This is a genomic window from Neobacillus phoenicis, assembly GCF_047302305.1.
Taxonomy (GTDB): domain Bacteria; phylum Bacillota; class Bacilli; order Bacillales; family Cytobacillaceae; genus Neobacillus.
In genome coordinates this window covers 3341950-3365661 of sequence record NZ_CP154847.1, presented here as the reverse complement: position 1 = coordinate 3365661, position 23712 = coordinate 3341950, and the positions used below count along the sequence as shown (strand labels likewise).

Annotated in this window: 27 protein-coding genes and 1 pseudogene; 20 read left to right on the top strand and 8 right to left on the bottom strand. The window is 35.7% G+C overall.

Annotation, left to right across the window (positions count from 1 at the left end; translation table 11 throughout):
• Window positions 1–38: 38 nt before the first annotated feature.
• Together AA0X95_RS17390 and AA0X95_RS17385 are read left to right on the top strand one after the other, a co-directional pair.
• Complete coding sequence (locus tag AA0X95_RS17390; RefSeq protein WP_413300001.1) at window positions 39–428, top strand: VOC family protein; 390 nt, start codon at window positions 39–41, stop codon at window positions 426–428.
• A gap of 116 nt (window positions 429–544) precedes the next feature.
• Entirely contained in the window at window positions 545–1369 is an 825-nt protein-coding gene (locus AA0X95_RS17385; protein WP_413300000.1) for an STAS domain-containing protein, read from the top strand.
• A 41-nt stretch (window positions 1370–1410) separates the two neighbouring features.
• Here AA0X95_RS17385 and AA0X95_RS17380 read toward each other — a convergent pair whose 3' ends face one another.
• Entirely contained in the window at window positions 1411–2319 is a 909-nt protein-coding gene (locus AA0X95_RS17380) for a TIGR03943 family putative permease subunit (RefSeq protein WP_413299998.1), read from the bottom strand.
• Between the two features lie 10 nt (window positions 2320–2329).
• Window positions 2330–3337, bottom strand: coding sequence for a permease (locus AA0X95_RS17375; protein ID WP_413299996.1), 1008 nt, complete (start codon window positions 3335–3337; stop codon window positions 2330–2332).
• A 477-nt stretch (window positions 3338–3814) separates the two neighbouring features.
• On the opposite strand from AA0X95_RS17375, the gene AA0X95_RS17370 reads away from it, so the two are divergent.
• Window positions 3815–4765, top strand: coding sequence for a metal ABC transporter substrate-binding protein (locus tag AA0X95_RS17370; RefSeq protein ID WP_413299994.1), 951 nt, complete (start codon window positions 3815–3817; stop codon window positions 4763–4765).
• Window positions 4766–4851: 86 nt separating this feature from the next.
• Here the strand turns inward: AA0X95_RS17370 and AA0X95_RS17365 are convergent, their stop codons facing one another.
• Window positions 4852–5400, bottom strand: coding sequence for a hypothetical protein (locus tag AA0X95_RS17365; protein ID WP_413299992.1), 549 nt, complete (start codon window positions 5398–5400; stop codon window positions 4852–4854).
• A 708-nt stretch (window positions 5401–6108) separates the two neighbouring features.
• On the opposite strand from AA0X95_RS17365, the gene AA0X95_RS17360 reads away from it, so the two are divergent.
• Window positions 6109–6501 (top strand): iron chaperone, encoded by a 393-nt coding sequence (locus AA0X95_RS17360; RefSeq protein WP_413299990.1) that lies wholly within the window; start codon window positions 6109–6111, stop codon window positions 6499–6501.
• A 94-nt stretch (window positions 6502–6595) separates the two neighbouring features.
• Here the strand turns inward: AA0X95_RS17360 and AA0X95_RS17355 are convergent, their stop codons facing one another.
• The gene (locus AA0X95_RS17355; protein ID WP_413299988.1) at window positions 6596–7036 is read right to left on the bottom strand and encodes an Rrf2 family transcriptional regulator; all 441 of its coding nucleotides are present in this window, start codon (window positions 7034–7036) and stop codon (window positions 6596–6598) included.
• 208 nt (window positions 7037–7244) lie between these two features.
• On the opposite strand from AA0X95_RS17355, the gene AA0X95_RS17350 reads away from it, so the two are divergent.
• The 6 genes from AA0X95_RS17350 (at window position 7245) to AA0X95_RS17325 (ending at window position 10967) form a co-directional block, all read left to right on the top strand.
• On the top strand, window positions 7245–8108 hold the full coding sequence (locus AA0X95_RS17350) for an SDR family oxidoreductase (protein WP_413299986.1): 864 nt from the start codon (window positions 7245–7247) through the stop codon (window positions 8106–8108).
• Window positions 8109–8418: 310 nt separating this feature from the next.
• Window positions 8419–8595: a hypothetical protein gene (locus AA0X95_RS17345; RefSeq protein WP_413310301.1), complete on the top strand. Its 177-nt coding sequence runs from the start codon at window positions 8419–8421 to the stop codon at window positions 8593–8595.
• Complete coding sequence (locus AA0X95_RS17340) at window positions 8555–8764, top strand: aldo/keto reductase (protein ID WP_413299984.1); 210 nt, start codon at window positions 8555–8557, stop codon at window positions 8762–8764. The genes AA0X95_RS17345 and AA0X95_RS17340 overlap by 41 nt, the downstream gene beginning before the upstream one ends.
• Entirely contained in the window at window positions 8754–9065 is a 312-nt protein-coding gene (locus tag AA0X95_RS17335) for an aldo/keto reductase (protein ID WP_413299982.1), read from the top strand. The genes AA0X95_RS17340 and AA0X95_RS17335 overlap by 11 nt, the downstream gene beginning before the upstream one ends.
• Before the next feature lie 369 nt (window positions 9066–9434).
• Window positions 9435–9944, top strand: coding sequence for a YfmQ family protein (locus AA0X95_RS17330; protein WP_413299980.1), 510 nt, complete (start codon window positions 9435–9437; stop codon window positions 9942–9944).
• A gap of 261 nt (window positions 9945–10205) precedes the next feature.
• Window positions 10206–10967: an SDR family oxidoreductase gene (locus AA0X95_RS17325; protein ID WP_413299978.1), complete on the top strand. Its 762-nt coding sequence runs from the start codon at window positions 10206–10208 to the stop codon at window positions 10965–10967.
• A gap of 95 nt (window positions 10968–11062) precedes the next feature.
• On the opposite strand, the gene AA0X95_RS17320 is transcribed toward AA0X95_RS17325, so the two are convergent.
• The gene (locus AA0X95_RS17320; protein ID WP_413299976.1) at window positions 11063–12499 is read right to left on the bottom strand and encodes a PLP-dependent aminotransferase family protein; all 1437 of its coding nucleotides are present in this window, start codon (window positions 12497–12499) and stop codon (window positions 11063–11065) included.
• Window positions 12500–12657: 158 nt separating this feature from the next.
• On the opposite strand from AA0X95_RS17320, the gene AA0X95_RS17315 reads away from it, so the two are divergent.
• Window positions 12658–12999, top strand: coding sequence for a YybH family protein (locus tag AA0X95_RS17315; protein WP_413299974.1), 342 nt, complete (start codon window positions 12658–12660; stop codon window positions 12997–12999).
• An 86-nt stretch (window positions 13000–13085) separates the two neighbouring features.
• On the opposite strand, the gene AA0X95_RS17310 is transcribed toward AA0X95_RS17315, so the two are convergent.
• Window positions 13086–13811: a MurR/RpiR family transcriptional regulator gene (locus AA0X95_RS17310; RefSeq protein WP_413299972.1), complete on the bottom strand. Its 726-nt coding sequence runs from the start codon at window positions 13809–13811 to the stop codon at window positions 13086–13088.
• A gap of 228 nt (window positions 13812–14039) precedes the next feature.
• On the opposite strand from AA0X95_RS17310, the gene AA0X95_RS17305 reads away from it, so the two are divergent.
• Complete coding sequence (locus AA0X95_RS17305; protein WP_413299970.1) at window positions 14040–15476, top strand: glycoside hydrolase family 1 protein; 1437 nt, start codon at window positions 14040–14042, stop codon at window positions 15474–15476.
• A gap of 282 nt (window positions 15477–15758) precedes the next feature.
• The gene (locus tag AA0X95_RS17300; protein WP_413299968.1) at window positions 15759–16313 is read left to right on the top strand and encodes a GNAT family N-acetyltransferase; all 555 of its coding nucleotides are present in this window, start codon (window positions 15759–15761) and stop codon (window positions 16311–16313) included.
• 56 nt (window positions 16314–16369) lie between these two features.
• Here the strand turns inward: AA0X95_RS17300 and AA0X95_RS17295 are convergent, their stop codons facing one another.
• A complete protein-coding gene (locus AA0X95_RS17295) occupies window positions 16370–16543 on the bottom strand; it encodes a hypothetical protein (RefSeq protein WP_413299966.1) in 174 nt (57 codons plus the stop codon).
• Between the two features lie 162 nt (window positions 16544–16705).
• On the opposite strand from AA0X95_RS17295, the pseudogene AA0X95_RS17290 reads away from it, so the two are divergent.
• From AA0X95_RS17290 to AA0X95_RS17275, 4 genes and pseudogenes are all read left to right on the top strand, one after another.
• Window positions 16706–17266: pseudogene (locus tag AA0X95_RS17290) on the top strand (class I SAM-dependent methyltransferase).
• Between the two features lie 56 nt (window positions 17267–17322).
• Window positions 17323–18183, top strand: coding sequence for a D-alanyl-D-alanine carboxypeptidase family protein (locus tag AA0X95_RS17285; protein ID WP_413299964.1), 861 nt, complete (start codon window positions 17323–17325; stop codon window positions 18181–18183).
• A 150-nt stretch (window positions 18184–18333) separates the two neighbouring features.
• Window positions 18334–19176 carry a pentapeptide repeat-containing protein gene (locus tag AA0X95_RS17280; RefSeq protein WP_413299962.1) on the top strand — a complete coding sequence of 281 codons (843 nt, stop codon included), beginning with the start codon at window positions 18334–18336 and terminating at the stop codon, window positions 19174–19176.
• A 465-nt stretch (window positions 19177–19641) separates the two neighbouring features.
• Window positions 19642–19896 carry a DUF3949 domain-containing protein gene (locus AA0X95_RS17275; protein ID WP_413299960.1) on the top strand — a complete coding sequence of 85 codons (255 nt, stop codon included), beginning with the start codon at window positions 19642–19644 and terminating at the stop codon, window positions 19894–19896.
• Between the two features lie 57 nt (window positions 19897–19953).
• On the opposite strand, the gene AA0X95_RS17270 is transcribed toward AA0X95_RS17275, so the two are convergent.
• A complete protein-coding gene (locus AA0X95_RS17270; RefSeq protein WP_413299958.1) occupies window positions 19954–20922 on the bottom strand; it encodes an NAD(P)-dependent alcohol dehydrogenase in 969 nt (322 codons plus the stop codon).
• A 196-nt stretch (window positions 20923–21118) separates the two neighbouring features.
• Between AA0X95_RS17270 and AA0X95_RS17265 the strand changes: the two genes are divergently transcribed.
• From AA0X95_RS17265 to AA0X95_RS17255, 3 genes are all read left to right on the top strand, one after another.
• Window positions 21119–21685: a GNAT family N-acetyltransferase gene (locus AA0X95_RS17265; RefSeq protein ID WP_413299956.1), complete on the top strand. Its 567-nt coding sequence runs from the start codon at window positions 21119–21121 to the stop codon at window positions 21683–21685.
• A gap of 23 nt (window positions 21686–21708) precedes the next feature.
• On the top strand, window positions 21709–22242 hold the full coding sequence (locus AA0X95_RS17260; RefSeq protein ID WP_413299954.1) for an NUDIX hydrolase: 534 nt from the start codon (window positions 21709–21711) through the stop codon (window positions 22240–22242).
• Between the two features lie 204 nt (window positions 22243–22446).
• Window positions 22447–23478, top strand: coding sequence for a threonine aldolase family protein (locus AA0X95_RS17255; protein ID WP_413299952.1), 1032 nt, complete (start codon window positions 22447–22449; stop codon window positions 23476–23478).
• The last annotated feature ends 234 nt before the right edge of the window (window positions 23479–23712 follow it).

Here is a 23712-nt window from a genome sequence, read left to right as displayed (position 1 = left end):
CTTAATATGGAAACGAAGGACAGGAAAGGATGATGGTAATGAATATTTCGAAGGTAACCCCTATCAAAAATGAGATGGGAGCTGTATTCGTACACGTGAGTGATTTGAAAAAATCTGTGGAATGGTACAGTAGATTATTAGGATTTGATGTTGAGTATAGTGAAATAACATCACCGGTTTATAATATACCCGTTCGCGGCACAACTGGATTAACCTTGGACGATCACACATTTGATCCTAACTTTAAGCGTCAGCCGGGCTCAGGTCCAATCTTTAATTTCATGGTTGAAGATATTGATATGGCTTATAGTTTTATACAAGAAAGTGGCATAGAAATTGTAAGGGAAATTGAGAGAATCGGGGAGCACTTTGCTTGGTTTAACTTCGCTGACCCTGATGGAAATGTACTTATGGCTTGTACTTGTTAAATAAAGAAAATATTTTTTTATAATATATGTTTATTTGTTTAAAAAGTGGGTATTAACAAAGTGGGTTAATACCTTTAGGAAGCTTTGAAATAATTTACATAGGGGAGGAACAATCTTTGAGTACCTTTTATGAGACAAGAAATATTTCGGAATATCTTATCAACAACAATGGGGAATTTCAGAATAAACTTTTATCCGAGGCAGTTAATGTTGCATCTAATATCGAGAGTATTTTAAAAGCTGGAAATATTGATCTATTAAAAAATGCTCAAAGGCTAGCACTTTACGTTGTGGAAAATACTAAAGATGAACTTATTATTTTTGCTAAAGAAGAGGGTGTAGCTTGGGCGAAACATTCTTTAACTCTTTCTTTTAAACTAGAATGGGTACATGCCATAAGACGTGCCTTATGGCATTTCATAAAACTATATGATGCATTAGATGAGAATTCTAGATATGTTGATGACTTTTATGAAATGGAAAAGAAAGTTAATGATGGGATAGATGAATTTCTAAATACCTTTTTTATTAGCTATTCAGAGTATAAAGATGAATTATTTCTTGCTCAAAGGAAATTAGTGGAACATCTATCGGTCCCCATCATACCGGTTAGTGAAACGGTAGCTGTCTTGCCATTAATTGGTTCGTTCGATCCGTATCGGATGGAGATTATTGAAGAGAAAGTATTAACAGATATTTCAAGGCTAAGAATAATAACATTGATTATTGACCTTTCTGGAATATCGGATATGGATGAATTAACCATTTCTCATTTTCAAAAGGTTTTAATTGGCATTACGTTAATGGGGGCAAAATCAATCATAACTGGATTACGTCCAGAACTTGTTAGAAAAATGGTTCATTTAGGAATTGATCTTCACACTTATACAGAAACAAAAGCAACGTTACAGCAAACATTAAATACGCACCTTATTAAGTAAGTACAATAGAGGAATTCTTTCAATTAGAACTGATATATAGGTTATTCAATCTTTATTCCTGCATCAAATACATAAGGCTGCTGAGGAATATCAATTTTGGAAATCTGATTTATTTTTATCATAGGAATAGTACTTCCATCATATTGGGTTTCCTCAATAGTTCCAGTTACTTGGACCCAATTATCTTTTTGGAGGGTGGCTACATCTCCTGTAGACAGCATTCCAAATACAGAAGCATCCGCAGCGCAGCAAGTAATTCCAAATCGAGCAACTATGATTTGATTTTGCATGAAATCCTTTTCCCTATAAACAAACCCTTTCGTAGTAACGGTTTTTCCAATCATTTTAGGGAGATTCTCTTGTATGATATTCATCATGGGGACATATAGATCATCTGTAATGTTTATAAGTTTTGTTTGCGCCATTTTCTCTTTTAATTTGGAGTATTCCGTCTGAGTTAATGGTTCAGGTTGACCGTTAAGTATATTGGACGTGGAATTGATTTTACTGTTATCAGAAGGAGAGTTAGATTTTGTTTTGTTATTACCATTCTTGATTTGAGCATCGGTTGGACTTGCTCCAAGATTAATAGTTCGGTTCATTGCTACAGAACTGCCGAGCACATTGCTCGAAAAAAGAAATCCAGTGGTTATAGGAATAATAAACAATAAATAAAGAAATAGACTTTTTCTAATAGAACTTGGGTAGGAATGTTCACCTTCACATTCACAATGATAAGAATGTTTCTGCCCCATAGTTCCCCTTATGATCAATAGAACTCCTAAAATGAGTAATACAAAAACTGTAAAATAAATAAAACGAAGCATTTTAGGTGCGATTAGAAGCGAAATGTTATTTGTAAGAAGTAATTTAAATAAGAGTAACATAAACCCTATTAGAATGATTCCCCTTAATAGATAATGGAAGGAGAAATCTCTTTCCTTCTTCATAAAGCACCTCCTAAATAATGAATTCCTGTAGGATAAAGACAACTAAATAAACGACAATGGGCGTTATAAATAGTAAAAATAGAACAAATCTTTTCTTAAAATAGGCGAATAACATTAAGGTATTTTTAATGTCAATCATTGGTCCAAAGACGAGAAAGGCAAGTAGCGCTCCTGTTGTAAAAGTAGAACCGAAGGAGGAAGCAACAAAAGCATCTGCAGAAGAACACACAGAGAGAACATAAGCAAACCCCATCATAACCCCGGGTGCCAATGTTGTGCTTGTCCCTATGGACAACAATGCATTCCGATCAAAGAATGCTTGAAACAAACTTGCCAAAAAGGCTCCTATGAATAAATATTTTCCCGTATCAAATAACTCATCACTCGCATGGTAAAGCGTATCTATAAATCTATTTCTTTTAGGATGATGGTGATGATGGTCTTCATGTTGATCTTCTGTATTTGTTTTTAAAACATTCTCTTTTTTAAATTGTCGGTAAATAATTAATCCTATTAAAATGGAACTGATAAATCCTACAAGCATTCTCGCATTTGCCATATATGGTGTACTTCTAAAAGCGTAATAAGTCGAAGCATAGACGACAGGGTTTATAATAGGAGCGCTTAGCATAAAAACAACCCCTACATGGGCAGGCATCCCTTTCTTAATTAATCTGCGAACTACCGGGATGATGGCACACTCACAAATGGGGAAGATAATCCCTAACAGAGCAGCGGGCAGGACAGCTAAATAGGCATTACGGGGCAATACCCGCCGAATGGCATTTTCTGATACAAACGCTTGAATGATCGCTGATACAAATACACCTAATAAAATAAATGGAATGGCTTCTAAAATAATACTGAGGAAAATGGTGTTTACGTTAAAAAATGAACTGGGAATTCTAGTAAATAGAGAAGTGTTTTTAAATACCTCAGCAAAGAGAAAGAGAAACATGAAACTGCAAAATAGTAGAAGTATAATGCTATCTTTTAGCAACTTATTTATATAGATCACAATAAAACTACCTCCTCGAATCTAGCATTCCTATCATATGGATATGCTTAGTTAGTGGGAAAATGCCTAAAAAAGGGATTGACTAAATTAGAATTTCATTATAAGATACAATTCGTAATAATTACGATTTGAAATAAATATGAAATTAAAAGTCTTCAATATTATTATTTTCTTTAAATCGGAATAATTCCTAAAAAGGGATTGACTAAAATAGAAATTCGTTATAAGATACAATTCGTAATAATTACGATTTGAAATAAATATGAAATTAAAAGTCTACAATATTATTATTTTCTTTAAATCGGAATAATTCCTAAAAAGGGATTGACTAAAATAGAAATTCGTTATAAGATGCAATTCGTAATAATTACGATTTGAAATGAATATGAAATTAAAAGTCTACAATATTATTATTTTCTTTAAATCGGAATAATTCTTATCTAAAAAATGACAAAAGGTATATGGAGGTAAAAAAGCATGAAGAGACTTCTGGGTATGTTCCTTATTTTTCTATTATTATTGAGCGGGTGCTCCAATGCAGTATCGACGAAGAACGAAAAAACTAGTGATGGGTCCAAAAAACTGCAAATTGTCACCACCTTTTATCCAATGTATTTCTTTGCTCAAAAAGTGGCTGGTAACTCAGCAAATGTTGAACTATTAGTACCGAACGGTGTAGAACCACATGATTGGGAGCCTACAGCCAAGGATATGGCACGGATTCAAGACGCGGATGTCTTTATCTACAATAGCCATTACTTTGAAACCTGGACAGATAAAGTACTAAAGAGTATTAATGATGCAAACTTAAACGTTGTTGAAGCATCAAAAGGAATTGAATTGATGAATGCACTTGAGTCTGAGGAAGGCGAAGAGGATCACAATCATTCTGAGCATGCATCTTCAAAGGATCCGCATGTTTGGTTATCTCCCGTGTTAGCGCAGCAAGAGGTAAATACGATTGCTGAAGCTTTAGAACAGGCAGATCCAAAAAATAAGGAACAATATAAAAAAAATGCAGAAGCATTAAATTTGGAGCTAGCTGATTTAGATCGTTTATACAAAGAGACCATTGATTCAGCAAAGAAAAAAGAATTTGTTACACAGCACGCTGCATTTGGCTATTTGGCTAAACAATATGGCTTAACTCAAATTCCTATCGCGGGATTATCTCCTGATGTAGAACCTACACTAGGGAAATTAGCGGAACTAACGGAATTAACAAAGAAGAAAAATATTAAGATAATCTATTTTGAGGAGTTAACTTCTTCAAAGGTCGCACAGACGTTAGCTAAAGAAATAGGCGCGAAAACAGAAGTTTTAAATCCATTAGAAGGGTTATCTAAAGAAGAGCAAAAAGAAGGTTTGGATTATATTGATGTAATGAAGAAAAATCTAGAAGCATTGAAGCTTTCAATTTTAGAGTAATATAAGCACGTAAAAAAGACATTCAGAAAAGGAATGTCTTTTTTTATGTGCATATTTTTTAGTATTTTGTAATTCTATGTAAGAAGTCATTCTAGTTTACCCAGATGTGCATGAGGTGAAGAGCTTTTAAGACATGTTTGTTTATTCTCGTTATTCTTTAATAATCTGAGTAGATAAACATTTGTGAAATAAACTAATATATAAACGGGAATTGAGAAATATACTTTCCAGCCATTGTATTCATAAATGTTTAGAATGAATGCAATATATTCAAATACAGTATTTAAGAGAGCGATGAATAGTACATATAAAAACTTTTTTATATTCGATTTATGATAAAACCACTTATCATAAATGTAAATGAAGGTATAGGTGGCAGGTCCATAGATAAATATATATAGAAATAAATCGAATAACTCGAATTCCTTTGAATCCATGACATCATATAAATCAAGTGGGGGACCTGCTAGGAAATGATCAACGGTTATTCCAATTGAAATATTAAACAAAAATAATATTATGCTGGTTGAATAAGTAAATCGTTTAGGAAGTAATTTTACAAAGACAAAGGAATAAAGAACACAAAGAATGAGTATAAAAATTTCATTTTCATCAAATTTATTTGGTAGGGGCATTGTTTATACTACTCCTTGTTAGCTTATCAAATGTATATGACATGGTAAGGGACAAAATAATAATGGGGCTTCCCATATATGCTGATTTATAAAATGTCCAATTATTTAGCTTTACTATATTGAACTGTTCATTTAAGTTTTCAAGGTAATAACAGAGAAATATCCATCCAATTGATAACAACATTTTCAAGAAAAATGCCCGATAAATTTTCTGTAAAAAAAATAAAGATAAGGGTAAAAGAAAACTTCGATCAATAATTTTATGTGTAAGATTTCCCGGCGTATCCGTAAATGTAATTATTTTTTGATTAAGTGCGAAAATATCATAAAATAGTGTAACTATAAAGAGGATGAAGAAAAAGTTACCTAGAGTTTGAATTAAGTCCTTTTTACAAGCTCTAAGCCAAAATAACATAAGGACAGTACATATAAGAATTTTAATAAATAAAAACATGCGTCGCTCCTTAACCAAGGATTATAACATGATTATTTCCTAATTTTTTAAGAATTATCCTTTTCGATTTTATTGATGAATCCATCAAGTGGATGGTCATTTTTAGTGGAATTGAATGGTTAATTATCAATGAATTTAGGATTATGATTAAATTATTTCATAGACTAAAAGACTGATGTTCATTCAAAGGTGAATGACAGGAGGTTACGCATCTATAAAAAGAAATTGATGAATGATTTGTGAAAGGAGAAATTATGGAAGAAATCAAAAAGAAGTTTAATTCAATTGACGAATACATATTACAATTTCCTATTGAGCTTCAGGAAAAACTGCAAGCCTTAAGAAAGGTGATAGAGGAGTCTGCACCAGATGCAAAAGAAAAGATAAGCTATCAAATGCCAACTTTTGTTTTACATAGAAATCTAGTGCATTTCGCTGCCTATAAAAATCATATCGGTTTTTATCCAACTTCAAGTGGAATCGAGGCTTTTAAACATAAAATTTCAGATTATAAAAGTTCAAAAGGAGCGGTACAATTTCCTTTAGATCAGCCACTACCATATGAATTAATAAGTGAGATCGTTAAATTTAGAGTCGCTGAAGAGATAAAGAAAGAAGCAGAAAGGAATTTGAAAAAGAAAAGGTAATATTGAAGTAAGGTCTTAAATTTTTTAGTTCGAAGAAATAGTCTAAGCACATAAAAAAACATCCCGAAAAGGAATGTTTCTTTATGTGCTTATTTTAAATATTGTTTAATTGGTCTTTCTCTTGGATGCCCTTTACAACATCTTCAATGGTTACATTTGCAAGTGTTTTCTCCAAAGCTAGTTGAGCAGCTGAAAACAGTGGAACGATTGTGTCTTGAATGTTCCTGCCAACCGGACAGGATGGATTAGGACTATCATGGACACTAAACAATTCATGATCCTGTACAACATTTACCGCTTTATAAACGTCAAGTAATGTAATTTCAGATAATTCCTTTGCAAGTTCAGCACCTGCAATCCCAGGGCGAACGTTAATTAACCCCGCATTTTTTAGCATCCCCATGATTTTTCTAATAACAGCAGGATTTGTATTTACGCTTCCAGCTAAAAATTCTGAAGAGCTTACTCCATCTTTATTAAACTCAATAAGAGATAATATATGAATTCCTACAGCAAAGCGACTGCTGATGGACATCGTTGATCACCTTCCTTATGTCTTTCCCAGGCTAATGATGTAATTAAAATGATTACAACCTTATTATACCTAAAAATTTGATAAAAATATCAAAATAAATTTGGTTTTAATTGATTGACAAAAACATTAGAAGTAACTATTATGGTTACAGGTAATCAAATTAGTTACAGCGAAATTAAATCTAAAAAATAACTTGGGGGAATATATTATGAAAATTTTAGTAACAGGCGCCACAGGGAAATTAGGAACGAAAGTTGTTGAAGCATTATTAAAAACTGTACCTGCGAGTCAACTTGCAGTCAGTGTCCGCAATCCAGAGAAAGCGGAAGGGTTTAAATCTCGTGGTGTAGAAGTTCGACGAGGAGATTTTGATCAGCCGGAAACCTTAGATTCTGCTTTTGCAGGTATTGACCGTTTATTAATTATTTCTGCAGATGGGGACAATGAAACAAGAATTCGTCAGCATACTGCTGCAGTAAAAGCGGCAGAGCGTGCTCAAGTGAAATTCATTGCCTATACAAGTCTAGCAAATGCAAGCGAAACTTCGATGTTCCTTGCACCACCACACCGTGCTACTGAAGAAGCCATTATAAAAACAGGCATTCCATACTCCTTTTTACGAAACAACTGGTACTTGGAAAATGAAGTTAGCAGCATTCAAGGTGTATTGGCTGGAGCTCCTTGGGTTACATCAGCTGGAGTAGGCAAGGTGGGATGGGCACTTCAACAAGATTATGCTGAGGCAGCGGCAGCTGTTTTGGCTGGTAATGGACATGAAAATACAATCTATGAGCTTTCAGGTAAACTACTATCTCAAGATGAAATAGTTTCTGCACTTGCAACTGTATTAGGTAAAGAAGTAGCGGTACAGCATGTCGATGACGCAACATATGCGGACATCATGAAAGGTGCTGGCGTACCAGAATTTATCATTCCGTTTCTTGTAGACATCCAGAAAGGGATTCGTGAGGGTGCATTAGAGATTGAAAGCAACGATTTCGAAAAACTTCTCGGTCGTCCTGCAACGCCAATTAGCAAAGCATTGATTCAAATTGTTAATGGAATCTCCTAAGCATAAGATTTGGTTAAAATAAAAATATAAAACTATTTAAACAAAGAACAGCTCAAGGGAATTCCCATGGGCTGTTCTTTTTAAATAAAAGGAGGAAAATGATGGAACAAGAAATCAAAATATGAGATAATATACTTAATTGAGCAAATAATTTTATTGTTTGACTTTAATATTTTTTTCCTTGGCTGGAGTTACTTCCAAGATAAATCGAAAAACTTAATCTAAATTTTCTAAAGGACTAATCTTATAGGTTAGTCCTTTGTTGTTCTCTAATTTAATTTGGCTTCACAAATAGAAGGGGGATATGATAATGAAAAAAAGAGCGATTGGTTATAATGGTCCATTTGTATCTGAGATTGGCCTCGGTTGTGTGGGGATGTCGAGGCTTTATGGCAATGCAGATCGGAGCGAAAGTATAGCTACAATTTGGGCTTTCCGAAGTAGGGGTGGATACCATTCGCCGCGCTCATGCTGTACATCCAATTAGTTGGTTGCAAAGAGAATACTCTCTTTTTAATAGAGGGATTGAATTAAATATCCTTCCTACAGTAAGGGAATTGGGCATTTCCCTTTCGGCTTATGGTGTTTTTTCAAGAGGGCTGCTAAGTGGTAATTGGTCAAAAGAGCGTGTAGTAGGTTCCGAAGATGTCTGGTAATGCACCGCGGTTTACAAGCGGAAATATTGAAAAAAACTTAGCCCTTGTAGAGGCATTGCGTGAAATTGCAAAAGAAAAGCATGCAACAGTTGCCCAGATGGCTATTGCATGGGTTTTATCTCAGGGGGAGGATGTGATCCCGTTAATTGGTGCGAGAAAGAGGTCACAACTATACGAGTCACTCGGTGCAGTGAACCTGAAGTTAAGTTTAAACGACCTTTCACGTATAGAGGAAGCAGTTCCTTCAGAATTAGTCTCAGGTGAATACTACGCTAAACCACGGGAGAAATGGTTCATTTAATTTCTTAAAAAGTGGATGGTCTATTTTCGAATGAATTGGATGGTTAATAATCTATAAAGTTAGGTTATTATTAAGTTTATTAATAGACAAAAAGAATGCAAGAGGTGTAGTATGAATATTATGTTTGGGTTGGTTATTTTAATCTTAATTATTTCCGTGGTTTCGACCTTGTTGTTAACGAAAAAACCGGATGAAAACTATAGTAGTTCTACAAAAAGAAATACAACTAATTTGACTCTAATATACGTAGTTATTATATTTATAGCGTTAACTTCACTTGGAATTTACATCTGGCTAAATTAGTCGGAGTAGTGGTCATTGACCAGTGCCGACTCTTTTCTACGGCTATTATGATAACGGAGATGATTAATGATGATGTGGACAATTATTTCAATCATTGTCATAAGCTTGCTTAAAATTTTAATGACCTGTCTTCCAACTGGTCCGGTGGAATGGATTATCAAAAAATTTGATGTTCATTCTAAACTGATTGATCAGGAGGTAACGGTAACCCTTGAAGGAAAACTCATAGAAGGCGAAGAAAAGAAACAGATTATTAATGATTTTAATGAAGCTGTTTTCTTAAATAAGCAGTATATTTTCCCAGGAACAGAGGATTTTTATTTACATCCCGAGAACAGTGGACCTCCAATAGTTATTGATTCGCAGAAAGGTAAACATGCCATTAGGTTGTTTGTGTTCCCTTATGAAGATCATGTGGAAGTGGTGAAACAGTCTAAGAAGAAAGTAGCGGCATATAGTATTTCTTCAGACAGCCTACAAAAATGTTCTTTTTCAGTAGCGAGTGATGCAGTTAAAGTTGTAAAAAAACCGTCCTTAACTAATACAAAACAAGAATTTACACCAAAAAATGTATAGTAAAATGCATAACAATTTGCACCGCATTTGCGGTGCTTTTTGTTTTCGAAAATAAAATAACGCAACATATTTTGTTTTATTGTCGACTTGAACCGCGGTTTAAGTCGTATCATAATCCTGTTGACAAGGAAAGATAAATTTTGAGGTCTCCCGACGAAAAATTTTTCGAGTTGAAAAATGTGCGTTATAAAAAACACATAGTTCCAGAAAAGTAAAATTGTTTTTATTAAGTGAAGAATTTAGTTGGAAAGAGGAACTAAAATGAATCTTTCAGGAAATACAATACTTATAACAGGTGGAAGTGCTGGGATAGGTTTAGCTTTCGCAGAGCGTTTTATTAAAGCTGGAAATAAAGTCATCATTACTGGAAGACGTGAAAATGTACTTCAAAATGCAAAAGAAAAATTCCCGGACCTTATTACCCATGTATGTGATTTAAGCACTGAATCTGAGCGTGTATCATTGTTTGATTGGGTAACAAAAAACTATCCAGAATTGAATGTGTTAGTGAACAACGCAGGGATTCAACAACGTTTTAACGTTTTAAAAGCAGATGCGAAGAATAATTGGAATTATTTCAATAAAGAAATCACAACTAACATTGAAGCACCTTTCCATTTGTCTATGCTGTTTGCTCCATTTTTTACTTCAAAAGAAGAGGCGACTATCATTAACGTTACATCTGGGTTAGCTTTTACACCGTTTGCCATTGCTCCAATCTATTCGGCAACGAAAGCTGCACTTCATTCATTTACAATGAGTTTACGACACCAACTTTCTGATTCATCTGTAGAAGTAATTGAAGTTGCTCCTCCTGCAGTGAACACAGATTTAGGAGGGGCAGGTTTGCATACTCATGGAGAACCGGTAGATGAATTCGCAGATGGAATTTTTAAAGGATTAGAAGCGGGTAAACAAGAAATTGGCTATGGTACTTCAGTGGAACGACTACGCATGTCACGAGATAAAGTCGATGAACACGTAGCAAATATGTACAATGCAATGAAAAATACAATTGAATAATGATCTTTGATTCAGATTAGTCAATGAAAAAGGAAAACTCCTCAATAGTAGAAAGTTTTCCTTTAATTAGCCACTTTTAGGTATCTTTATGAAAATTAGTTTGTAACAGCATTAAGGGCATCAGCAAATCGTTTGATTCCTTCATGAATATTCTCTTCTTTTTCTCTTGAAAAGGTAAAACGGACAAATCCTTTCTCAGAGCCCATAGTTGAGCCGGGCACAAATATGACTCCTCTTTTAATAGATTCTTCAAGCAATTGATTTTCATTATATTCTTTTTTTATCCTGCACCATAAATGGATCCCGCCTTCAGGAACATGAAAATCAACCTCTTCTTTTAAAAAGGAATGAAGACTGAGAACAATTTGATCTCTTCGAGTTTCTAATTGCTTAACTAAATAGTTTAGATGGGATTCAAAATCTTTAGATTCTAAAAAATCATTTGCTATCCATTGAGAATAGCTTGCATGCCCGAAATCGACTTGCTGTTTGGCATCAGACAATCTCTCAATAACTGCTTTTGGTCCTATAATCCAACCAATTCTTAAACCTGAAGCAATAATTTTAGTTAGGGAGCTAATATACAAAACATTTCCGTAACGATCTAATGATTTAAGAGTCTGCATCTTTTTCCCTGAAAAAGAGGTTAAACTATATGGGTCATCCTCCACAACGGGAATTCCATATTCAGATGATATTTCCAGCACCTTTTTTCGATTGTTTTCTGACATTAAGGTGCCAGTTGGGTTTTGATAGATCGGATTTAAAAAAATCATCCGTATTCTATGTTTTTTATATAAATCGGTTATATCATGCGGGTTAATCCCGTCCTTATCCACTTTTAAAAAATATGTTTTGATACCTGCTGATTTGAATACGGGCAGATTGTAATGATACGAAGGATCTTCGATCGCTACTGCGTCACCAGGTTTTAACAAACATTGAACAACTAGATGCAATGCTTGTTGTGCCCCCGAGGTAATTAAAATCGATGATGGGTCCGTTTCTATGCTGCGAAACTGTTCAACATGTTTAGCAAGTGTTTCCCGCAGGATCGGATTTCCTTGAGGATGGTCATATCCTAAGGTACCAATAAAGGATCGATTGGCCGTAATTTCTCTTAGGGAGGTCATCGGAAATAGATCCTTTGACAATTCTCCACTGGCCAAATTAATTAGTTTTTGCTCTGCCGTCTCTTTATGTAATCTTTGTGTAACTGGCAAATTGGGCAAAAACGGACCTGCCTCAATATACCTGTTCCAACTAGGTATCCGTTTCTTGGTAATGCCCCAAATATCTTTGCTAACTGTCGTTCCACTGCCTCTATTTCGATCAATAAGTCCATTTGATTCCAATAAGTCATAAGCAGAAACCACTGTGCTTCTATTGACACCAAGCTCTTTGGCCAAGCCTCTTTCAGATGGTAAGGGTTTATCAGGCGGAAAAGAGCCATCTGCAATCCCTTTTTCAATATACTCCGCAAGTTGTTTATAAATGGGTTTCTTAGATTCTCTATCTGGTTTCCATTCCATTTGTTACATCCTTTGAATTAATTTAAGTTTCTACAAAGTATTGTATCCTTTTTCAATTTAAAATTCATTACATAGGTCTTAGTTAAGAGGAAGGGAATAGATTTAATTTAGCGAATTACCTTTATATTCTAAAAATATTTACATAGGAGGGGAAAGTATTGGAACACGAATTGAAAGAGGTAATAAAAAAGTGTGACTTAGCAATTAAGAAGGAAGATTTTGATACGCTTATGAATTATTACACCGATGATGCCATTCTGGTTGTAAAGCCAGGTATGATTGCTCGAGGTAAAGACGAAATCAAAAAGGCATTTATCGCAATAGCAAACTATTTCAATAACAGTATTGTTCCTACACAGGGGGAAATGATTATTTTAGAAGCAGGGGACACGGCGTTAGTGATTTCCCAAACGCTCCTCGAAGCCGATAACAAAAAGGATTCAGAGTATTCTATGGAAAGAAAAGCAACCTATGTATTTAATAAAAACGCACAAGGTTAATGGGTTTGTGCCATCGATAATTCATATGGTACCGCTCTAATAAAATAAGCTAATTTTATAACCCAAATAGGTCATTAAGAAATCACCTATTGATTCAGTTTATGAATTTCACGGGCCATAGACTCCAAAATATAAACAACAGGTACTTGCGTAGTAATATTCGCTTCTTCTACAAATTCTTCAGTTACATAATAAGGAATATTGATATCCGAGATTTTTGCAATGGTTGAGAGTTTGTTGTTTGTGATACTAATAATTTTACTACCTTCTTGTTTAAGTTGATTTAAATGAGTGACGGTAAAATTATTTTCTCCTGAGACTGACAACGCAATCGTTACACTGTTATTGCGGAGTTTGGTGTGAATCGGAAAGTGCGGGTCTTTAATATACAATGAAAACTTCCCTAAGCTCGAGAAGTACCTCGCCCCATATTCCGCAAGAATACCTGAGCTTCCTATTCCGATAAAAATTACATTTTCTGCTGTGTTAACAAGACTAGCAGCCTGTTTGATTTTTACTTCTAGATCACCTTTTAGCGTCCGCTCAAAAAACTCTACCACTGAATGATGGACACTTTTTATAACCGTCTTTTTATTTCCTTCTAAATGCATTTTAAGCTTCACTTTAAATTCGGAAAAACCCTCACAATTTACTTTTCTACAAAAACGTAAAATGGTTGCTGTTGATACATGTGTTTCATCAGCAAGCTCACGTATTCGCATATAAGCAACCTTATCACCGTTTTGGCAAATATAGTTGTATAAGGAAGTTTCTAATTCATTGAAAGAAGCGATAACCTCATTTGAAAGCATGTTTTGTAATTCTCCTTAATCTCCATTAATCTATACCCCATTTTAGCACAAGAAAACACAGTGTTACATGTATGAAACAAATGACTACTTTCGTTATTAATAACTGGATACTCCTCTACTGTTTACTGTCTTGGTAAAGGTCGTTATTATTCGTTTATAGTTATTTATAGAATTTAGCCAACAAACAAATAGTAAGGATTATGGAAAAAATTTCAGGAGGTAACTCTTATGAATAATTATCAATTCCCTAAAGGTTTTTTATGGGGAGGAGCAACGGCTGCCAATCAGATGGAAGGTGGATTTGATGAAGGTAATAAAGGATTAAATATTGCCGATGTTCTTCCAGGTGGAAAGGAAAGACTAAACATTCTGCAATCCCCAGGCTTTAATTTTGAAATCGACAGAGAGAAATACAGCTATCCGAACCATGAAGGAATTGACTTCTACCATCGTTACAAGGAAGATATAGCTTTATTTGCAGAAATGGGTTTCAAAGTGTTCCGTATGTCAATTGCGTGGACAAGAATTTTTCCAAATGGAAATGAACTTGAAGCGAATAAAGAAGGCCTGGCATTCTATGACCGTGTCTTTGATGAATTGCATAAGCATGGAATTGAGCCTGTTGTGACGATTTCTCACTATGAGATGCCTGTAAATCTTGTAAAAGAATATGGCGGCTGGAGAAATCGTGAAGTAGTTACCTTCTTTGAAAGATACGTAAATGCCATTTTTAATCGATATAAAAACAAAGTAAAATACTGGATGACATTTAATGAAATTAATAGTGGATTAATTATGCCAATCATGGGGCTTGGTTTCGCTATTCATAAAGAAGAAGACAAGTACCAGCCAACCTTCCAGGCATACCATCATCAATTTGTTGCCAGTGCTATTGCTGTAAAGGCTTGTCACGAAATCATTCCAGATGCACAAATTGGCTGTATGATTTTATATGCACCTGTTTATTCTTATGATTCCAATCCGGAAAATGTCATGTATGCCCTTCAAGAAGAACGCTTTTTCAACTATTTTTGTGCGGACGTTCAGGTTCGTGGGGAATACCCTGCATTTATCAAACGCTTTTTCAAAGAGCATAATATTGAATTAGACATTCGGGAGGGTGACCTTGAATTAATTAAGGAGGGGACTGTCGATTATATTGGACTTAGTTACTATATGTCCCGTACCGAGAAAAAAGAGAAGTCCGATCTAGAGAATGCACAAGGAAATCTCATCGGAGGAGTAAAGAATCCTTTTCTAAAGGCAAGTGATTGGGGTTGGGAAATCGACCCCGTTGGTTTGCGGATAGGCTTAAACCAATTGTATGACCGCTACCAAGTACCACTCTTCGTTGTTGAAAATGGTTTAGGTGCCTATGATAAGGTAGAAGAGGATGGCTCAATCAATGATGACTATCGAATTGATTATCTTCGTGATCACATTAGAGCAATGGGGGAATCAATTGAAGATGGGGTTGAGCTCATGGGATATACAACGTGGGGATGTATTGATATGGTGAGTATGTCTTCAGGTGAGTACTCAAAACGATATGGGTTCATCTATGTAGACAAACATGATGTTGGCAGCGGGACATTAGCAAGGAAAAAGAAAAAATCTTTCTTTTGGTATAAAGATGTTATTGAAACAAATGGGGAAAAACTATAAAAAAGTAACGATTGCGTCTCTGTTTTATACAGGGGCGTATTTTTAATGTGAAAAAATGGTGGGTGATTAGTGCCTGTGAAGGAGGAAAAGGAGAAGCAACGGTACCTAGTCGGTGTGACTAGTGCCCGTGCAGGAGGAAAAAATGAACCAACGGTACCTAGTCGGTGCGACTAGTACCCGTTAAAGAGAAAAAGTGAACCATCGGTAACTAGTCATATAAGGAGGGAAATTTAAGGTATACCTAGAAATCTAAGTTAATAATGGAACAAGGAGTGCTTTTAGGTGTTAAACATCGAAATAAGAAGGCCGAGAATTGAGGACACAAATGAGTTAAATCAATTCTTTGAAAAAGTCATAATTGATACGTTTACTAAAGAAGGTATTGGAGAGAAATTTGAGGAAATCGAAGCTGAAATTGAAAGTAAGAAAAATTACTTAGTAAGTGATTTTGCTAGCAATGGTGCAAATCGATATTTTTTGATTGCATTGCATTCCGACAAAATTGTGGGCTCCATCGAATACGGTCCTGCTAGCGATCTCATATGTAAATGTACAAAGAATGCTTTTAAAGGGCTGCATGAAGTAGGTACTGTATTTGTCCTTCCGGAGTATCAAAGAATGGGAATTGGAAGTTCATTATTGAAATCAATGTATTCCACACTCCAAAATAATGGAATAGAGGAATTTTGTTTAGATAGCGGGTATGTCCAGGCACAACAAATCTGGAAAAAGAAATTTGGGGAACCTGATTACTTGTTAAAAGATTATTGGGGCAAAGGCTTAGACCACATGATTTGGAAAATTAAAATCAGCGATTTGACCCAAGGAATCAACTAGTTTTCAATAACTAAAAAAACAACTCCAATTTGAAGTTGTTTTTAGTTCCTGTACATTTATATTGCTAGTTTCATATCTTTTTTATCATTATTCTTTGTTATCTTTTTAAGTTGTGATTGCAATTCAGCTAAGTCAAGTTGATCCTTTTCTTTGAGTCCATTAATAATAACCATTGTTGCATAGATACACATCAAAAATAAACCAATGGTAATTAACCAAGCTACTATCATTTCAAATCCCCCTTAGAATTAACTTAAAATTAGTTTAATTGATTTTAAATCAAGTAAATGTGATATAAATCACGAAAAAGGGAAATTGATTTTATAGATTGTGAACATTTTTTGTATTTTAAAAGTGATTAAGTGAAAACGAATTTTTTAGGAGGAGAACCCATGGAAGTAAAACAAATAGAGATCAAACTAGTGATTGGGGCAGGTGAATATAATAATAATCCTGGATGGCTTCATACCCTGGAAGAGGAACTAAACTTACTAGATGAATCAACTTGGACCACTCGGTTTAGTCCCGCTTCTATAACTGCCATTTTGGCGGAACACGTATGGGAACATCTTACATTTGAAAAGGGAGTAGAAGCGGCAAAGCTTTGTTATAGGTTTTTAAAGCCAGCTGGATACATTCGTTGAGCGGTCCCAGATGCATTCTTTCCAGACGAAAACTATCAAAACATCGTTAAGGTAGGGGGACCTGGTCCTTTAGACCATCTAGCTGCGAGTCATAAAATTGTTCATAATTATAAAACCTTGACGAAAATGTTTAAAACAGCTGGATTTGAAGTACATTTACTTGAATATTGTGATGAAAATGGTGAATTTCATTTCAATGTGTGGGACGGAACAAAAGGTGTAATCTTTCGATCAAAAAAATATGATCCAAGAAATCAAGGGGATAAACTAGTCTTCCCATCCCTAATTATTGACGCAATAAAACACTAAAATGGGGACAAAATAAAACGGATATTAATTGAGGTTCGTTCTACTGGAGGTACATCATGACAAACATCGGGAAAATTGTTGCAACATCACTATTAGTTTTTATGATATTGAATGGAATGCTCATAATGAAGGGTAATTCGGCGGAGGTTGAGATTCAATCACCACCACCTCCACAAATTGAAGGTGAGTATGGAGTCACCATAGATGCCAAGACTGGAGAGATTATTTACGACAAAAATGCTCATTCTAAAGCCTATCCTGCAAGTATGACAAAAGTCTTAACTGCCACAATTTTAGATGAACGAATGAAGGATGGAGAATGGTTAACGGTTAGTCCGCATGCTGCAAATCAAGAATGTCTCTGTTTGGGTCTTCGAGCAGGTGAGAGGATGACGAAACAGGATGCAATGAAAGCTTTGTTATTGCTTAGTGCGAATGACGTCGCAGTTGTTATTGCTGAAAACGTCGCAGGAAGTGAGAAAGGTTTCGCAGATCTCATGAACCAAAAAGTGCAACAATGGAATCTCAAAGACACCCATTTCGTCACCTCTAACGGTCTTCATCATCCTAACCATTATACAACGCCTTATGACATGGCGATCATTACGAAAGAAGCGATTAAACACCCGATGGTACTAAAAGTCATGTCGACACAAACCACCGACATTAAAACGAGCAGGCAAGAAAAAATCATCCGTAATTTAATCAATATCGGTGCTTTGCCTAACGTCATTGCGGGGAAACCTGGATTTACAAATGCCGCAAACCATACACTAGTTGAATATTTAAAAAAGGGAGACAAGGAAATTATCGCCGTTGTCATGAAGGCAAGAAACAAAAGATCAAAATACAATGATATACAAACGATGGCAAACTATTCATTTAATCAAATAGAACATTTAAATCACTACCAATAAAAAAAGAAGCGTTTCTGTTCAAAGAGCAGAAACGCTTTTTTGCTTGTTCTTTTGTGTGTTTTTCAGTCTTCCCCCTCTTTTAGTGAGTAAAAATATGGTAATATTACATTGGTTAAAATATCTAAAAGGTTGTAAAAGGAAGTGTAAGTATTGTCAAAACAACTAATGTCCAATGATGTTTTAAATAGTTTACAACCTGACTGCGATAACTGTTTTGGCTTATGTTGTGTAGCTTTACCCTATGCCAAATCAGCTGATTTTGCCTTTGACAAGGATGGGGGGACACCTTGTAAAAACTTGCAGTCAAATTATCGTTGCAGCATACATAGTAATTTACGAAACAAGGGCTTTAAAGGGTGTACAGTATTTGAGTGCTTTGGTGCGGGCCAAAAAATATCACAAGTCACGTATAATGGTCAGGATTGGCGTGAAAATCCAGAAATAGCTAAAGAAATGTTTGACGTCTTTCCACTCTTGCAACAGCTCCATGAAATGCTTCTTTACTTAAATGAGGCACTGAGTATAGAAGAAACTCTTCCGATTTATGAGGAATTACAACATGCAATAGAGGAAACCGAACAACTAACCAATCTGAGCCCAAACGAAATTTTAGGTCTTGATATACCGAGCCATAGAGCGAGGGTAAATAATCTGTTGCTTCAGACAAGTGAAATTGTGCGAGCAAAAATAAAGAGGGATAAAAAACAATCTAGCAAGCTTAAAAAGGGGATAGATCTGATCGGTGCAAATGTAAGCGGAAGAGACCTTAGAGGAAGCAATTTCAGAGGGGCACTTCTAATCGCAACTAACTTTCGAAAATCTGATTTGAGAATGTCTGACTTTATTGGCGCAGATTTAAGGGATGCAGACCTCAGTGGGGCAAATCTACATGGAAGTATATTCCTGACCCAAGCACAAGTAAATGCGGCAAAAGGGGATAAACATACCAAATTACCGCCTTCCTTAAACATCCCTCTGCATTGGGTGAAGTAGCCGTTAGCCTGCTTACCAAAGAAAAGGAACCGGTAAATGCTTAAGGTTTGTAGTTAATGGAGGAATTTTCCTTTTGTTTTATTGGCTGTGTTTTCATTCATTGTTGATTTTCGTGTAGGTAGGAGAATTCATAAGCGGAGAATTTCCGGCTATTGTATAAAAAGTAAGCTGAAGAGGCAGAAATAAGCGGAGCATTTCCGCTTAACTGCTCTAAAACAAGACAAAATCCATCGATTTGGAGCATATAAACGGAAAAACTCCCCTTATTTTTATGGAAATAAGGGTATTTCCCAATTTAAGCGGAATTTTTCCCTTTATTTTTCAAACACTGTGAAATCAACATCCAGTTCTAACAGAGCCATTTTATTTGATATTCGATGATTCGCTAAAAAATGAAACTTATATATTAATTATACGTATTATGTAATAAGGAAAATTTTTCATGAATAGAGGGGAGGATTTCATATGGGTATATATGCAACATTAGGAATTATTGGTGCATACCTCTTGTTATCGCTCGTTCTTTTACCCGTGCAATATAAGTATGTTAAACATCTAAAAGAAGAGGATAAAAAACGTCAAGAACTTGGACTTAGTCAAGGGGAATATTATGATAAGATGAGTTTCGAAAATCAAGAGCTACATTATAATGCACAAGGAAACATCCTGTTTATCGGCGCAAACCTAATGGCTACTCTCTTGTATAAATGGAAGCATTAAAGACTGAAATAACACGGTAAGGTGGCTCGTTAGGAGGAATGAGCCACCTTTTCAATTTTACATAGTTATTACAACTTTTCCTTGTGAATGGCCTTCTGCAAAATACTCGAATGCTTCTTTTACATCACTTAATTTGAAACATTGGTCGATTACCGGCTTAACTTTTCCATCTTCAATAAGTTCCTTCAAATAGATCAGGTCTTTTTGGTTAGCTCTTTGTAAAAAGGTACCCATTTTCTTTTTTTCAGTCAGAGAAATCCAAGGACCCAGGGCCATTGCTTGAAACATCTGTGAGCCGGAACCACCAACGTGAACAAATCTCCCATTTGATTTTAGAACCTTCTTATAAGCTGACATAGAGTGATGTCCATTAACACCGACAATTAGGTCATAGTTCTTCGTTTTTTTCGTAAAATCATCTTTCGTATAGTCAATCGCATCATCCGCCCCAATGGAACGTAGAATGTCTATATTTCTAGTACTACATACACCGGTTACCTCGGCTCCAAATGCCTTGGCGATCTGAACAGCAAAAGTCCCCACACCACCAGAAGCGCCATTAATCAACACCTTTTGGCCTGACTGAATCTCACCTTTATCCCGCAGCCCTTGTAGAGCGGTAACCCCTGCCATAGGAACGGCTGCCGATTCCTCAAATGATAGATTCGCTGGTTTTAATGCTAAGGCACTCTCAGGAATAGCTACATATTCAGCAAATCCACCCCAACCACACCCTGAAAGGTCACCAAAAACCTCATCACCTGCTTGAAACTGCTTAACATCCCTTCCAACGGCTTCCACCCGTCCTGCGATGTCACCACCAGGTATACGGTATTTCGGTTTTGTCAGTCCGAAAGCAAAACGGGCTAAGAAGGGCTCTCCCTTTAAAAGAACCAAGTTTCCATAATTCAAGGATGCTGCATGAATTTTTACGAGTACTTGATTGTCCTTAGGTACGGGTTTATCTATCTCAGTTAATTGAAGCACTTCAGGTGGACCATATTTGTGGGAGACGACTGCTTTCATGTGAAATCCTCCTATTCTATTTAAAACTAAACTTAATATTCATTAACTAGTGCAAATTCCTCAAAAACTCTAATACAATCATATTACAATTAAGTACCATTCAAGACCAAAAGGAATTGTCCTTTTCCGAATAAAAGGATAAACACCTTTCATGGAGAAATATAAAAAAAGAAGTAAACGAAACCGGAGGGATCCTGTGTATTACAAAGTTGATGATTTAGTTATTCGCCCAATTATGGAAAAGGATTTGCCCAAACTATGGGAAATGATTTATAAAGAGAAATCGCCGGAATGGAAAAAGTGGGATGCACCATATTTTGAACATAAGCAATTGCCTTATGATGAATATTTAAGACAAAAAGATGCTATTGTTGAACAAGATGACCGCTGGGTTATTGAAGTGGCTGGTGAGGTAATAGGCACAATGGGATACTATTGGGAGCATAAACCTTCAAATTGGCTGGAAATGGGGATAGTTATTTATAACCCAAAATATTGGAGCGGAGGGTATGGCACACAAGCCCTTCGTTTATTAATCAATCATCTTTTTAACTCTTTACCATTGGTTCGGGTAGGATACACTACTTGGTCGGGAAATAAACGAATGATAAAGGTGGGCGAAAAGCTCGGGATGATCATGGAAGCTAGGATTAGGAAGGTTCGTTACTACAATGGAACATACTATGATTCTATTAGGATGGGACTTTTACGTGAAGAGTGGGAAGCGAATGAAGTATTTAAACTAGAGGCTTTCAATAATTAGTAACATAGATAAGAGGAGAATATATGATTTTTTATAAACGTTTAGGAAGCAATGACATCGATGAAAAAGGATGGAAGATTAACAACAGAGAAGCCGTCAGGGCTGTAATTTTACATAAAAATACCTTTCTACTCATTCACTCAAATAGGGGAGATTATAAATTTCCTGGAGGTGGGGTTGAACGGAATGAATCTCACACAGAAGCACTTTTACGTGAAATAGCCGAAGAGACGGGATACACCAACTGTCTAGTGAAAGAAAAGATAGGTGTGGTGATTGAAGAGCGTATAGATGAGTATGAAGAAAATGCATATTTTAAAATGACCTCCCACTATTTTATTTGTGAATTAGTGGGAGAGGAAAAAATAGATCAACAATTAGATGATTATGAATATGAACAAGGCTTTATACCAAAATGGATAACAATTGATGATGCCATTGCGGAAAACGAAAAAATAATGGATCAATTTCCCAAGAATAGATGGGTTTTTCGTGAAACGTTTGTATTAAAAGAATTAAAAATTCTTTTTGGGCCCACAAAATTAATTGTTGATTAATTGATTCGCTGATAAAATCTTAAATTCGCTGATAAAAGATTAAAATCCGCTGATAAATCGTAACTTCGATAGAAAAATGTAATTTTACATTGAATTTGGTACCTAAAGTAGTAGTCTGGCGGAACATTATATTGAAGGAATCGATAATAGATATGGTAGGATAAAAAATAGAACTATTCATGAAAATAAAACGGAGGCAACAATATGTACAGCTTTAAGAACGACTATAGCGAAGGCGCACATCCTAGAATCTTGAATGCATTACTTGAATCTAACCTGACCCAGGCGGATGGCTACGGCGAAGATCAATTTACGCAACAGGCAATTGAGTTGTTAAAGGAAAAAATGGGACGTTCGGATGTGGATATCCACCTATTATCAGGTGGCACACAAACAAATCTGACCGCTATTTCTGCTTTCTTGAGACCACATGAGGCAGCAATGGCTGTTAGTTCCGGTCATATTTTAGGGCACGAAACGGGTGCCATAGAGGCAACGGGACATAAGATCATTTCTATTGATGGTGTAGATGGAAAACTGACACCCACTCATGTGAAGGCTGTACTAGAGGGCCATCCAGATGAGCACATGGTAAAACCGAGGCTGGTTTACATATCGAATTCTACTGAAATCGGGTCAGTTTATACGAAAAGAGAACTAGAGCAGCTACGAGATTTCTGTCGTGAGAACAGCCTCATTTTATATATGGATGGTGCGAGATTAGGGTCTGCGCTTTGCTCTGACGAAAATGACTTGAAATTGAGCGATCTCCCTGAACTTGTTGATGCTTTTTATATTGGCGGAACAAAGAACGGAGCTCTTATTGGAGAGGCTCTAGTCATATGCCGTGATTCTCTCAAAGAGGATTTCCGTTATCATATTAAGCAAAAAGGGGCACTTCTTGCTAAAGGAAGATTAATGGGTATTCAGTTCCTTGAGCTATTCCGGGATAATCTGTTTTTTGACTTAGCGATGCATGCGAATAAGCTGGCAGGTAGGCTTAGAGATGAAATAACTAAGGCAGATATTCCGTTTCTAATCCATTCTCCATCGAATCAAATTTTCCCGATTCTCCCTAATTCAATCATTGCCGAATTAGAAAAGAAGTATGCTTTTCATGTGTGGGAAAAGGTCGATGAAAAGCATTCTGCCATTCGCCTTGTAACTTCCTGGGCAACACAAGAGGATCAGGTAGAAGCTTTTATTGAGGATTTTAAGATGTTAGTTAGCTTGTAAAAATTTTATAGGCTCTTGTGAACTGTTGGGAAAGAAGATAGTTCTCAAGTAATGGGTTCCGTTTCCTATAGCAAACAATAAAAATGTAAGATAAAATGAGTGTCAATTTGCATATGAAATTGGCACTCATTTTTTATTGGTGTACAGCCATTAGTGCGGAAATTTCATGAAAATTTGTATGGGAAAATGCCCTCAAATTGTAGGGGGACAATGGCTGTTATACCCCTACAATTA